This is a genomic window from Thiomicrorhabdus sp. (genome assembly GCF_041583835.1).
GTDB lineage: Bacteria > Pseudomonadota > Gammaproteobacteria > Thiomicrospirales > Thiomicrospiraceae > Thiomicrorhabdus.
On sequence record NZ_JBFHFC010000004.1, the window covers coordinates 25,624 to 39,227 of the forward strand.

Genomic DNA, 13,604 nt, shown 5'->3' on the forward strand with positions numbered 1-13,604 from the left:
GATTTCACAAGCTTATCGGACGAATCTCGTTGTGATAAGTTTCTATTGTGAATAAATTAAAAACTAGGAAAATCCATTGATTTCAACAGCCAATATCACCATGCAGTTTGGTGAAAAACCTCTTTTTGAAGACATTTCCGTTAAATTTGGCGAAGGTAGACGTTACGGTTTGATCGGTGCCAACGGCTGCGGTAAGTCGACGTTCATGAAAATTCTCGGCGGCGATCTGGAACCGACTGCGGGTACCGTATCGATCGACGAAAACGAACGCGTCGGTAAACTGAAGCAGGATCAATTTGCTTACGAACAGTACAGTGTCGTTGATACCGTTATCATGGGACAGCCTGAACTTTGGGAGGTCAAGAAGGAGCGTGATCGTATTTATTCTTTGCCGGAAATGAGCGAAGAGGATGGCATGATCGTCGCCGATTTGGAAGTCAAGTTCGGTGAGATGGATGGCTATACTGCGGAATCGAGAGCCGGTGAATTGTTATTGGGCGTCGGTATTCCGGTCGAACAGCATTACGGACCGATGAGCGAGGTCGCTCCGGGTTGGAAATTGCGTGTGTTATTGGCGCAAGCATTGTTTGCCGATCCGGATATCCTGCTGTTGGACGAACCGACCAACAACTTGGATATTGATACTATTCGTTGGTTGGAAAATGTGCTTAACGATCGCAAAAGCACGATGATTATCATCTCCCACGACCGTCACTTTTTAAACAGTGTTTGTACCCATATGGCGGACTTGGATTATGGCGAGCTGCGTATATACCCGGGTAATTACGATGAATATATGACGGCAGCAACGCAGGTGCGTGAACGTTTATTGGCCGATAACGCCAAGAAACAGGCTCAGATCAACGAGTTGAAAACGTTCGTGAGCCGTTTCTCCGCAAACGCATCCAAGGCCAAGCAGGCAACGTCGAGAGCGAAACTGATTGATAAGATCGAATTGGATGAAGTTAAACCTTCCAGCCGAGTGAATCCTTTCATCCGTTTCGATCAGGATAAGAAATTGTTCCGTTTGGCGCTTGAAATCGAACATCTGAGCAAAACTTATCATGAAGAAGACGGTGATGACAACGAGGTAATCAAAGACTTCAGCATGATGCTTGAAGTTGAAGAGCGTTTGGCGGTCATCGGTGAGAACGGGATCGGTAAAACGACGTTTTTAAAATGTTTGGTCGGGGATACCGATTTGACTTCCGGCGAGGTCAAGTGGTCTGAAAACGTTAAGATCGGTTACTACGCGCAAGATCATGCTGCGGATTTTGAAGAAGATTTGAATCTGTTGGATTGGATGGCGCAATGGAAGCAGGAAGGTGATGACGAACAAGCTTTAAGAGCGGTGTTGGGTCGTTTGCTATTCTCGCAAAAAGACATCGGCAAATCCGTTAAGGTTCTTTCCGGTGGTGAGCAAGGGCGTATGTTGTTCGGTAAGTTGATGCTGCAAAAGCCGAATGTTTTGATTATGGACGAACCGACCAACCACTTGGATATGGAATCGATCGAGTCATTGAACCAGGCGTTGGAAGAATATCCGGGGACGGTCATTTTCGTTTCTCATGACCGTGAATTCGTTTCTTCGATTGCAACGCGTTTATTGGTAATGGATAAGAATGGCATTCAAGATTACCGCGGTGATTATGAATCGTATTTGGCGAGCCTGGAGAATTAATTTTTCCATTCTTCGGTTAATAAAAAAAGCCTGCTTAAAGCAGGCTTTTTTTTGAGTTTAAACTTCAATCTTTAAGGATTAAAATTCCATCAACAGGTGTGGAGACCAATCCGGGATTGAGTCACCGGCATCCGGGTTGGCAGCCATGTGGTGTGCCGAAGCGGTTGCAGAAATTCCGAAAGTAAGTAGTGCAGCAAAAATAATCTTTTTCATTTTCTTGTCCTTTTCGTGACGTTTTTAAACGTTTTCTGAAATCTGAGGTTCTCGACCTGGATTAAAATTCCATCAACAGGTGTGGAGACCAATCCGGGATAAATTCACCGGCATCCGGGTTGGCAGCCATGTGGTGCGCTGAAGCGGTTGCAGAAATTCCGAAAGTAAGTAGTGCAGCAAAAATAATCTTTTTCATTTTCTTGTCCTTTTACGTGACGTTTTTAAACGTTTTCTAAAATCTGAGGTTCTCGGCCTGGATTAAAATTCCATCAACAGGTGTGGAGACCAATCCGGGATAAATTCACCGGCATCTGGGTTGGCAGCCATGTGGTGTGCCGAAGCGGTTGCAGAAATTCCGAACGTTAATAGTGCTGCTAGGATAATCTTTTTCATATTCATTTCCTTTCTGAAAGAGGTTGTGCTTTTTACAATGTTTCAGTCGTTAATGGTTTAAAGAAATAGTGATTTAAGTGTGTTTTGCTTGTCAGCTAAACGCAGCTTGTGAAATCACCGCTCGGTAAAGAATTTCAATAAATGGAAAAAAATCCCATTTCGTGTTGGGTCCCAGTATATGTGGGAAAAATTCCCATGTCAAACTTTTTTTGGTTTTTTTATTAAAAATAAAGAAAAATGGACAGTAAACGATACAAGAATGTGCGGCTGTTTGTAATTTAATGTAATTAAATCAATATGTTATGATTCGTTTTTGTTTCTGGTGTTACCGAGTTAAAACTTGTTTTTTTGGTAGGGGATTGTTTTAAAATGGCGTTCAGTTGCATTAAACATGTAGAATTGAGTGCGGGTTTTGAGGCCTGTTAAGGGCTATTAAAGATAGGTATAGTCATTTTTAAAATGGATTACATTGGGAAGATTGTGAGTGAAGCTTTTACTGGCCGAAGATGAGACTTTGTTAGCTAAGAAATTAAGTCACCAATTATCGCAACATGGCTTTGTGGTGGATTGCGCTGCCGACGGCGAAGAGGCTTCCTATCTGATTGAAGAACATCCCTACGACTTAATTATTCTGGATTTAGGATTGCCTAAGCGCCCCGGTTTGTCGGTTTTGCAGATTATGCGTTCGGCGCAAAATGCCACTCCCGTCATTATTTTGACCGCAAGAAACGCATGGCAAGACCGGGTAGAGGGGTTGAAGGCCGGAGCCGACGACTATGTCGGTAAACCCTTTCACTTCGAAGAATTACTGGCCCGTATTCAAAATGTCCTAAAACGTGCTACGCCTGAAACCGATATGAATCATGTCATTCAATTAAGCGGTTTGAATTTGAATTTAGAAACTCAGCGCGTCACGACCACTGATGGCGTTGAGCACGATCTTACTCATACCGAATTCCGTTTGTTGCGTTTTTTGATGAGTCATCCGAACAAGTTGCTGTCTAAATCCGATATCATGGCTAAAATCGTCGATCAGAACTATGATCGCGACAGTAATGTTTTGGAAGTCTATATTAGAAGATTGCGTAAATTAATCGGCAAGCATTGGATTGAAACTCAGCGTGGTCAAGGATACCGTTTTGTGGTGGAGGAAAAATGAAGTCACTGGAAAAACAGTTGCGCTATGCCTTAACCTTGAGTTTGGCTTTGCTTTTTGTGGCCTTCTGGTGGGTCACGACTTATGCGATTCACCAATTGACTGAACAGTATATCGTGACGCGTTTGGAGCATGATGCCGAAACCTTATTAAAGCATCTGAGTATCAAAGACAATCAATGGCAACTTTCGTCCAATGCGGCGGAGGTGATCTACCAACGCCCTAAATCCGGGCACTATTATCTGATTAAGTCGAATCCGCCGAATGAAATTGAAACCTTGCGCTCGCCGTCTTTGCAGGGGTATGTCTTATATGCACCGATGGCTGAAGATCACGAGAGAGTTTATGAAACCCATGCGCCCGACAGTTTATTCACTTTGGCAGTCAGGGTGCCGTTTAAGATAGATGGTCAGGCCGGTTACCTGTTTGTGGCCGAAGACCATACGCCGATACAGAGCAGTTTGCAGAAGTTCGATATTTTGTTCGCCGTATTTTCATTATTGGGTTTGACCATTTTATTGTTTACCCAGCGTCGCGTTTTGAAGCGCAGCTTTGACAGCTTGCAGCCGGTAAAAGAAGCGTTGAATCAAGTTAAAGAAGGTAAAGTGGTCTCCGTTCAGACCCCGGTTCCGAGTGAAATCGCTCCGTTGGTGGAGACTTTGAATCAGGCATTGTCGCAATTGCACGCCCGTTTAGAGCGTTCCAGACAGGCGACCGGTAATTTGGCACATGCTCTTAAGTCGCCGCTTAATCTGATCTATCAGATGTTGGACGATGAACGCATGAATAAAACGCCGGAATTGCAACAGTCGCTTCAAGAGCAGGCGCAGCGTATTCATGACTTGATCGAACGCGAATTAACTCAGGCGAGAACCGCCGGAAGCGGTATGGTGCTGACCGCTTTCAAGTTTCCGGAAGACCTTCGCGATTTGACCGACACCATGCAACAACTGTACCGTGAAAAAGCGATACAGTTTGAAGTGGACGTTCAGGTTGACGAGGCCTTGCCTTTCGATCGGGAAGACCTGTTTGAATTGTTAGGTAATTTATTGGATAACGCCAGCAAATGGTGTCAGAAGCGGATTCGCATCGTGGCGGAAATAGAACGGGATTGCTTGGTGGTTCATATCGAGGACGATGGAATCGGGGTCGCGGATCACAGTATTGAATTGATGCAACACCGAGGGGCACGCTTGGATGAATCGCAACCGGGGCATGGATTGGGTCTTTCCATCGTGCATGGCATCGTCGAAGCCTATTCGGGTGAATTAAACTTTAGCCGGGGTCAACGTTTTGTTTCTCATCAGCCAGCCTTATCAGGTTTACAAGTCACGGTAAGTTTGCCAATTCATGTGCGCTCTTGACGTTGTTCGAGAGCTTTTTTCACAATTAAAATAATTTTCAGCTTCGATTCAGTTTCATTTTCTAGAGTATCCCGTAATAACTCAAAATGGAGTTCGACTATGGATATGTTCTTCTTTGCTCAGGCAAATCAAAATCAACCGGTTTCACGTCTTAAACGTTTGACGGCGGCAGTGGTAATTTCCTCCGCTTTATGGGGAAGTGCCGCTCAAGCGGAAAGCGCTACTCAGGAACCGAGTATGCAAAATGTTCTGCAAGCCGTGCTTGCCAAACAGCCCGAACAACTTAATGTTCAAAGTTACGCCGATCTGGTGAGTAGTAGCCAAACGGCTGCTAATGCCTGGTTGCCGAACGGGATGAATATGATGGTGCGCCATGAGAGCGATGCCTTGACCGACGATACCGGTTTTCAGAGTTGGGAGACCGGGGTGAGTTTTCCGGTGGGAACCGGGGCGCAATCGAGCGCTTACGCTAAATTGGGTGAGGCCTATCAACAGCAATCGGCTCAATATCAATCGTTGTTGAACTGGCAGGCTTCTAAATTAACCCGTCAATTGGTTTGGGATTTGAGACTTGCCGAAGTTCAGTGGCACAGAAGTCAACAGAACCAAGGATTGGTAGCGGCTTTGGCGAGTAAGGTAGAGAAACTGGTCTTGGCGGGTGAAAGTCCGCAGATGGACGCCGTATTGGCCCAGAAAGGGTTGCTTGAGGCGCAAAAGATCAGTGTCGAAGCCAATAATAATTATGAGCAGCAGCTGGCCAATTATCAGTTCTGGACCGGTTATTCGCAATTGCCGCTCAGTATTGAAGAGCGTGAAGCGCCTGATTGGCAAGTCGCTCAAAAGCAGTTGGAAAATCATCCTCTGATGCAGTGGGCTAACAGCCAGTTACAAAAGGTTCAGGCAAATAAACAACTGGTTCAAACCCAAGCGGTCGAGAAACCGAGTTTGTTTGTCGGTGCTAAATCAGAACAGGACGATCAGACTGCGGCACGTACCAGTTTGATGGTGGAGATGAGCTTTCCGCTAGGTAAGCCGGCTACTTACGGTACGGTGCTGGCTGAACAGAATCAGTTGGTCAGCGAGCAACAGGTCGCGATGCAGAAAACCAAACAGACATTGACCAATGATGCGAGACAAGCCGTTCAAGCTTTACAGCAGTCCAAATCGGTTTTGGAGGTTGCACAGCAGCAGGTGGATGTTTCCAAACAGGCTTTGAGTATGGCTGAAAAAGCATACGAATTGGGTGAAACCAATATTCAAACTTTGTTGGGTGTGCAGAAACAGATGTTGCAGGCCTTATTGGAACTGGATCAGCAACAGGTCATGGTGCAACGTCAGGTTGCCATGGTTTGGCAGGCGCTTGGAAAAGGCATCGAACCGATTCAGGCGAAACAGGATTAAGTCGAATTCAATTGAAGGCGCTTCGCGTGATCAAATTCACCGCAGCGAATTACCTATAGAATCAAAATTAGGACAGAAACATGCAAGTAGAAAGCTTTTTGAACCAGTTTAATCAAACCTTGAAAAAAGGCTTCGCTTTTACGGCGTTAAGCACTCTGTTGTGGATGGGGCAACCTATGGCGGCCGATACTGTGCCTTTAAACGCCAGCCAGCAGAAGTCGATGGGGTTTGAATTCCAACCGTTACAGCAAGCAACGGAAATGAAAAGTTACGCTTATCAGGCGAATTTGTCGTTACCGGGTGCTCATATTCAATTATTGACCGCTCCGATGGACGGTCTGGTCAGCAAGATCTTACGGGTTCACGGTGAAGTGGCTAAAGACGAACCGATTATCGAGTTAATGAGTCCGGATTTATTGAAGGCTCAAAAGGACTATTTAGCGACGTTATCTGACTTGAAAGTGGTGCAGCAGGAAGTCAAACGTGCACGCAACTTGATTCAGTCGGGTGTGGTTTCCAAGAAACAATTATTGGCGAGTGAGAGCCGGGTTACGACGTTGACGCAGCAGGCACAGCAGCAGCAGCAGGATTTGCAAATGATGGGCATGGCCGAAGAGGCCATTGCCAAGCTGAAGCAAACCAACCGTCTGCAACCGGCTATATTGACGATCAAAGCACCCGATGCCGGCCAGTTGTATGACTTGGAAGTCAGTACGGGAATGCGTTTGCAGATGAATCAGCCGATCGCCAAGTTCGCCGAATTAGATGTATTGGTGGCGGAAGTATTCGTTCCGATTGCCGAAACCAAAAAACTCCACGTCGGTCAGGTTGCAAGAATTGGATCTAAAGGGGTGGATGGCGAGATTGCTTATATCAGCCATCAAGCGAATCCGATGACGCAAATGATCGAGGTTCATTGTAAATTTCCGAATAAGGATAGAAACCTGACTTCGGGCGCATTGGAAAAAATTCAGTTTATAGAACCTTTGCAAGCACCGAATGCATTTATTGTGCCGTTGAAATCAGTTATCGAAATGGACGGCCAGTCAGTGGTGTTCCTGCGTTCGGCGGATTCCGCCGACAAAATCTTAGTACAGCCGGTGAAACGTGTTGATCAGGCAGATAACACGTCGGTAATTTTTATGCAGGGACAGGTGCCTTCTAATCTATCTGCATGGCAAGTAATGACCAAAGGGGCCGTAGCCATGTTGTCCGTTGTTGCGGCCGCGCAAGGGGAAGAATAATTATGTTGTCGCGTTTAATGGCTTTTTTCTTAGCTCAGAGAATGATGGCTCTACTGTTGACGGTAGGGCTGGTTTCTGCGGGCTGGATGGCGTTTCAGAAAACGCCGATCGATGCGTTCCCGGACGTTTCTCCGACTCAGGTTAAAATCATTATGAAGGCGCCGGGGATGACGCCTTCCGAAGTTGAATCCCGTATTATCGTGCCGATTGAGGTCGAGATGCTGGGGGTTCCGGGTCAGAAGATGTTGCGCTCCATGGGTAAATACGGGATTGCCGATATCACCATTGACTTTGTCGAAGGAACCGATATTTATTGGGCAAGACAGCAGATTGCAGAACGCTTGTCCGGGGTTAGTTTGCCTGAGGGTATTACCGGCGGAATCGCACCGATGACAACGCCTTTGGGGGACATTTTCATGTTCACCATTGATGGCGATACGATGAACAATATGGAAAAGCGTGATTTGCTTGACTGGGTAATCCGTCCTGCATTGCGTGCCGTTCCCGGTGTTGCCGATGTGAATGCGTTGGGTGGTGAAGCCAGAACCTATGCAGTGGTTCCCGACAGTCAGAAAATGGCGGCGTTGAAGATTCCGTTTGCCGCTTTGAAAGATGCATTGGAAAGCAATAACCGTAACGATGGTGCGGGTCGTGTGTCTCAAGGCGAGGAGGCGGTGTTGGTGCGCAGTATCGGTAACCTGAACGGTGTTGACGAGATTGGTAACATCGTCGTAGCGACTTACGAAAATCAGGTTATTCACGTTAAAGATATTGCCGACGTTCGTATCGAAGCTTTGACCCGTTACGGTGCCGTGACCGAGAATGGTCGTCACGAAGCGGTGGAAGGTTTGGTTATCGGTTTGCGAGGCGCGAATACGAGCGACGTTATCAAGGCGGTTCGTAATCAGTTGGAGCAATTGAAGCCAGCTTTGCCGAAAGGTATTAGCGTGAATGTATTTTATGATCGCGGTGACTTGATCGAGAAAGCGATTCATACCGTTTCTAAAGCGCTGGTAGAAGCGGTAGTTTTGGTTGTATTGCTGCTGTTATTGTTTTTAGGCAATGTGCGCGCTGCAGTAACCGTTGCTTTGGTATTGCCTTTAGCGGCTTTGATGACGTTCATTTTTATGAATTGGTTCGGGTTGTCGGCTAACTTGATGTCGTTAGGCGGTTTGGCAATCGCCATCGGGATGTTGGTCGACGCCGCCGTGGTTGTGGTTGAAAATATCGTAACCCATCAAGCGAATGAAGAGCACAAGCATCACGGGCGTCTGCCGAAACTGCATATTATCTATCGTTCTTTGCAAGAGGTGGCTGTACCGGTCATCTCCGGTATCGGCATTATTATGATCGTATTCCTGCCGTTGCTGACCCTGCAAGGATTGGAAGGAAAGTTGTTTATTCCGGTGGCGTTGACGATCGTATTCGCGTTGGGTAGCGCATTAATTTTGTCGTTGACGGTTATTCCGGTCATTGCTTCTTATCTATTGGGTAAGGCGTCTCACGAAATGCCTTGGTTGATGCGAAAGGTGGCGGCGGTCTATCGTCCTATATTGATTACGGCTCTGAAACATGACAAGACCGTTTTGGCGATGGCGTTAGGCGCATTGGTTATCACCGGCGTACTTTATACCCAGGTCGGTAAGACGTTCATGCCGCAAATGGACGAAGGCGATCTGATTGTACAGTTGGAAAAAGTGCCTTCGATCTCTTTGGAAGAGTCGAAACGTATGGATATGCAGGTACAAAAGGCGTTATTGGCGCAAGTGCCTGAAGTAAAACGTATTGTGGCTCGATTGGGGGCGGACGAGATCGGTTTGGATCCGATGGGATTGAACGATACCGACAGTTTCTTGGTGCTTAAGCCGCGTGAAGAGTGGCGTATGAAAAGCAAAGAGGCTTTGATCGAAGAGATTCGTCATGTGTTGGAAACCCAGTTCCCGGGTGTCAATTACGCCTTTACTCAACCGATCCAAATGCGTGTTGACGAGATGTTGACCGGAGCGCGTGGTGATATCGCCATTAAAATCTTCGGTGACGATTCTCAGGAATTAAGCAATATTGCCGAAAAAATGGCCGCAATGGTTGAAACGATTGATGGTGCGGAAGATGTGTTTACTTCACAGAACGACGGTATGAAGTATCTGCAATTGGAGATCGACCGTTATAAAGCGGGACGTCTTGGTGTGTCCGTTTCCGAATTGGAAAATCGTTTGCGTGCCTATCTTGAAGGTATGCCGATTGGCGGAATTTATCAAGGGAACCGTAAGATTCCGTTGATTATTCGTGCGGATGCGGCCGAGCGTGCTTCTAAAATGGACTTCCTTAATCAGAGTATCGTGTTGAATGACGGTCAGAACATCCAACTGAATCAACTGGTGAAGGTGGTTGAAGTTGACGGTCCGGTTGCCATTAAACGCGAGAAGGGCAAGCGCTTCTCCGTGGTGGTGGCGAATGTCAGCGGGCGCGACTTGGTTAGTTTTGTTGAAGAAGCCAAGCAGAAAGCGGCCGGTCTGGATGTGCCTGCCGGTTATTACTTCGTGTGGGGCGGTGAGTTTGAAAACCAGCAGCGTGCGGCGCAACGTTTAATGGTTGTGGTGCCGATTGCCTTGATATTGATTTTCATTATTCTGTTCACCACTTTCCGTTCGGGTGTTCAGGCAGCCATGGTACTGTCCAATATTCCGTTTGCGTTAATCGGCGGGGTCGTGGCCTTGTGGCTGACCGGCGAATACCTTTCGGTTCCCGCTTCGGTCGGATTCATCGCTTTGCTGGGGATTGCGGTTCTCAACGGGGTGGTGATGATGAGTTACTTCAATCAACTGATTGCCCAAGGTATGTCGGTCGACGATGTCGTGGTGGAAGGGGCAATGCGTCGTTTGCGTCCGGTTCTGATGACCGCGAGCATTGCCGCCTTAGGTCTGATACCGCTTGTTTTCGCTAGCGGTCCCGGGTCTGAAATCCAGCGTCCTCTAGCGATTGTGGTCATCGGCGGATTGATTACGTCAACGATTTTAACCCTGTTGATTCTACCGATTATCTACCGTATGTTCGGAGTGAAATCGTTGGGCTTGGAAAAACAGAAGTAGGCAAAGGATGGAGAGATAACAATGGAATTTAGTCAACTAAAACCGAACGACGATTGCAGTGTCGTATTACATCTCATTTTGCCTGCATCGCAGGTGAATGATGTGGTTGATTGCCTGCTGGCAGAAAAGCCGAGTTTGTTTTTTTCGGTGATCGACGTGCAGGGTTACGGCCAGCCTCAGGAACGCTTAAATGTTCGTGAGCAAGTTGCCGGTTTCCAGCGCAAGGTCATGGTGCAGGTTGAGTGCACTTACTTTTTAACGAAACAAATTATGGACAATATAAAATTGGAAATGCCGACGGCAACGATCAGTTACCGGATTATACCGATGTTCGAACACGGTCAGGTGTGACCGAACGACTCATGTTGTAATCCTTAAAAGGAAGCCTTAAAGCGCTTTGTCGTTTATCGGGTTTCTTTTCAATATTAAAAACAAAAAAAGGCCTGTTTATATCAGGCCTTTTGCGTTTTTAGAATTCGGAATTTAATAAAGGTGGTTTGAGTTATTAGTGGGACGGTGTTGCCAATTTTAGACCGACGACGCCAATGATGATTAGGCTGATGAACATCATCTTCATGATTGTCATGCTGTCTTTGAAAATCAGCCACCCTAACATCGCGATAATAGCGGTTCCGGCACCCGCCCAGACCGCATAGGCAACACCCATTTCTATCTTTTTCATCGCCAGCCACATGAATGTGAAAGAGGTGATGTAAAACAACACAACTAATCCGGTCGTTAAGATATTGCCATTTTGGGTGGAAAGTTTCAGGGAGATTGTGCCTGCTACTTCAAATAGAATTGCAATTGATAAGTAAATCCAATAAATCATGCTTAGCTCGTTTTAATGGTTAAGCAGAGAGGATAGTGGCTTGCAACTTGAAAATCAATGAAATTGGGGTTTTAAGGCGGGTTGGAAAAAAATCCCTGCCAATTGGGAGATTGGCAGGCAAAGACAACTGTACTCTGAGGAGACTAGACTACATGAAAATGGTGATTCTTTAAAAAGTGTAAAAAATTACCATTTCTTAGGGATTGGATTGCAGTTTAAATGTAAAAATTTTCCATGTCAAATTTATTTTGCTATAATGCGTACATGAACGAAATTACAGATACCCAACAAAAAGCTTTATTTAAAGCGATCAAAAGAATCCTTAGACCATTGGTAAGCTTGCTGCTGCGCCAAGGGATTACCTATACCGCTTTGATCGATCTGTTAAAAACCACTTATGTTGAAGTGGCTGATCAGCAATTCACGTTGAAAGGCAAGAAGCAGACCGATAGTCGTATTAGTGTCCTGACCGGCGTACACCGAAAAGAAGTGAAGCGCATTCGCGAGCAGGAAGCGGTTCCTATGGAAGCCAAAGAGCGTAAAGCGAGTCTAAGCGCACAATTAATGGCGACCTGGCTTGGTCATCCGGACTATTTAAACGAAAACGGCCAACCTAAGGCGTTGCCTAGAAATTCGGAAGGCAACGAACTTTCTTTCGATACGATGGTGCGTTGCGTCACTAAGGATGTCCATCCGCGTTCTATTCTCGATGAATGGATTCATCAAGGGGTGGTGGCAATTGACCGTCAAGGATTAGTGCAACTGCAAGAATCGGGTTATGTCCCTAAAGAGGATTTTGAAGAAAAATTGTTCTTTGTCGGAAAAAATATCGGCGACCATTTAAGCGTTGTTACACATAACCTGACAGGTGAACAGGCGCCGATGCTGGATCGTGCCGTTTATTACGGCGATCTGAGCGAGAATTCCGTGAAGGAATTAGAAGCCTATGCAAGAGCCGGCGCGCTTGAGTTGTTGACGGAAGTTAACCAGATGGCGAGTCGTTTACAGTATCAGGACCAGCAGTCCGATAAAAACGATCACGCAATGCATTTTGGTGCTTATTTCTATTGCTGCGAACAAGTCCAGGAGGATTTGGAAGCTGAGATTGAAGCAGATGCGGACAAAGGAACAGCCAAGTGATGAAGCCTAATAAATGGTTTTATCCGTTCGTTTCTGTGCTGCTGATGTTTCAATTAGCGGCGTGTTCGACGACGGATAACAACAGAATTCAGCCGCAGGATGAAATCGTATTGGTTTCGTCAACTTCTGGTTTTGGCGGTACCGGACGTACTCAACAGGTTGCGATGTCTACGGAAGCAGTGGGTCATACCATGCAATTAGACAGTGGCTATGGAGGAACAGGGCATACCTCTTCCGGTTTTGGCGGTACTGGCGTTATCGGAACTATCGAAAAATTCGGTAGTATCTGGGTGAACGGAATCGAGATCGGTCTGGGCGAGAAGACGCAAATCGACAGCAATATTCCAGGACATATGTCCGGATTGAAGGCAAGCGATCTACGTATCGGTCAGCAGGTTTGGCTGGAAACCCATCCGGATCAAGAGAAGACCACAACGGCTAATATTCATATCTATTATCCGTTGGCCGGTAAGATTGAGACGTTGAAAATGCATACGATGGCGACCGAAATCATGATTAACGGCCAAAGGGTTTATATTGACGAAGGCACGCGTTTGGCGAATGACCTGCAATTAAAAGTCGGTGAATATGTGCGTGTCAGCGGCTTGCCGGTATATCAGCAAGGCAGTAGTCAGCGTGAAAATGCGTGGCAGGCAACTTTGGTCGAACCGCAAAACGGACAGGTTTCATGGGTCAAAACTCAACCGGATGTCGTCTTTTCGGAAAAGGTCGAACGAGTAGTTATGCAGGATAATTGGCTGGTTGCCTACAAGGCAGGTGAATTCGTCCACGTTCCGAAGGGATTGTCGTCACAGCCTAAGGTTAAGATGATTCCATCGGAAAATGGCGGCGTTCAATTGACACCGGGTAAGGAACCGGGAGTTAGAACCTTGATGAAACCGGTGAGCCCCGTCAACCGATCCGTGATTAGACCGATTAATTCGATTTCGAATGTGCGTAGTTTGTCTACGCCGCTTCCGGCACATTCCGCTCCTTCTCAGCGGAAATAAATCGATAAAAAAACGCCTCAATAGAGGCGTTTTTGATATTATGCGTATTAAATAAGTATTCTAAAGTGGTAGAGGGGTAAG

The 13,604-nt window shown here is 46.4% G+C and carries 13 protein-coding genes; 9 read left to right on the forward strand and 4 right to left on the reverse strand.

Going from position 1 to position 13,604, the window contains the following annotated elements; translation table 11 throughout:
• Positions 1-76 precede the first annotated feature (76 nt).
• Positions 77-1,681, forward strand: a complete 1,605-nt coding sequence (locus ABY044_RS03225; protein ID WP_373018112.1) for an ABC-F family ATPase — start codon at positions 77-79, stop codon at positions 1,679-1,681.
• A gap of 78 nt (positions 1,682-1,759) precedes the next feature.
• Here the strand turns inward: ABY044_RS03225 and ABY044_RS03230 are convergent, their stop codons facing one another.
• The 3 genes from ABY044_RS03230 to ABY044_RS03240 all read right to left on the reverse strand — a co-directional run bounded on the left by ABY044_RS03230 (position 1,760) and on the right by ABY044_RS03240 (position 2,287).
• A complete protein-coding gene (locus tag ABY044_RS03230) occupies positions 1,760-1,894 on the reverse strand; it encodes a hypothetical protein (RefSeq protein WP_279419383.1) in 135 nt (44 codons plus the stop codon).
• Between the two features lie 61 nt (positions 1,895-1,955).
• A complete protein-coding gene (locus ABY044_RS03235; RefSeq protein WP_279419385.1) occupies positions 1,956-2,090 on the reverse strand; it encodes a hypothetical protein in 135 nt (44 codons plus the stop codon).
• Between the two features lie 62 nt (positions 2,091-2,152).
• Entirely contained in the window at positions 2,153-2,287 is a 135-nt protein-coding gene (locus ABY044_RS03240; RefSeq protein WP_279419382.1) for a hypothetical protein, read from the reverse strand.
• 484 nt (positions 2,288-2,771) lie between these two features.
• Here ABY044_RS03240 and ABY044_RS03245 point away from each other — a divergent pair, with 484 nt between their 5' ends.
• The 6 genes from ABY044_RS03245 (at position 2,772) to ABY044_RS03270 (ending at position 10,892) form a co-directional block, all read left to right on the forward strand.
• Positions 2,772-3,446 (forward strand): response regulator transcription factor, encoded by a 675-nt coding sequence (locus ABY044_RS03245; RefSeq protein WP_373018114.1) that lies wholly within the window; start codon positions 2,772-2,774, stop codon positions 3,444-3,446.
• The gene (locus tag ABY044_RS03250) at positions 3,443-4,807 is read left to right on the forward strand and encodes a sensor histidine kinase (RefSeq protein ID WP_373018116.1); all 1,365 of its coding nucleotides are present in this window, start codon (positions 3,443-3,445) and stop codon (positions 4,805-4,807) included. Before ABY044_RS03245 ends, ABY044_RS03250 begins: the two co-directional genes overlap by 4 nt.
• A 99-nt stretch (positions 4,808-4,906) precedes the next feature.
• Positions 4,907-6,208, forward strand: a complete 1,302-nt coding sequence (locus ABY044_RS03255; protein ID WP_373018118.1) for a TolC family protein — start codon at positions 4,907-4,909, stop codon at positions 6,206-6,208.
• Positions 6,209-6,288: 80 nt separating this feature from the next.
• Positions 6,289-7,452 carry an efflux RND transporter periplasmic adaptor subunit gene (locus ABY044_RS03260; protein ID WP_373018120.1) on the forward strand — a complete coding sequence of 388 codons (1,164 nt, stop codon included), beginning with the start codon at positions 6,289-6,291 and terminating at the stop codon, positions 7,450-7,452.
• Between the two features lie 2 nt (positions 7,453-7,454).
• On the forward strand, positions 7,455-10,541 hold the full coding sequence (locus ABY044_RS03265; RefSeq protein WP_373018122.1) for an efflux RND transporter permease subunit: 3,087 nt from the start codon (positions 7,455-7,457) through the stop codon (positions 10,539-10,541).
• A 21-nt stretch (positions 10,542-10,562) separates the two neighbouring features.
• Entirely contained in the window at positions 10,563-10,892 is a 330-nt protein-coding gene (locus ABY044_RS03270) for a DUF3240 family protein (protein ID WP_373018124.1), read from the forward strand.
• A 154-nt stretch (positions 10,893-11,046) separates the two neighbouring features.
• On the opposite strand, the gene ABY044_RS03275 is transcribed toward ABY044_RS03270, so the two are convergent.
• Complete coding sequence (locus ABY044_RS03275; RefSeq protein ID WP_373018126.1) at positions 11,047-11,373, reverse strand: multidrug efflux SMR transporter; 327 nt, start codon at positions 11,371-11,373, stop codon at positions 11,047-11,049.
• 264 nt (positions 11,374-11,637) lie between these two features.
• Here ABY044_RS03275 and ABY044_RS03280 point away from each other — a divergent pair, with 264 nt between their 5' ends.
• Both ABY044_RS03280 and ABY044_RS03285 read left to right on the forward strand, forming a co-directional pair.
• Entirely contained in the window at positions 11,638-12,513 is an 876-nt protein-coding gene (locus ABY044_RS03280) for a DUF6502 family protein (protein ID WP_373018128.1), read from the forward strand.
• Positions 12,513-13,523, forward strand: a complete 1,011-nt coding sequence (locus ABY044_RS03285) for a DUF5666 domain-containing protein (protein ID WP_373018365.1) — start codon at positions 12,513-12,515, stop codon at positions 13,521-13,523. Before ABY044_RS03280 ends, ABY044_RS03285 begins: the two co-directional genes overlap by 1 nt.
• Positions 13,524-13,604: the final 81 nt, after the last annotated feature.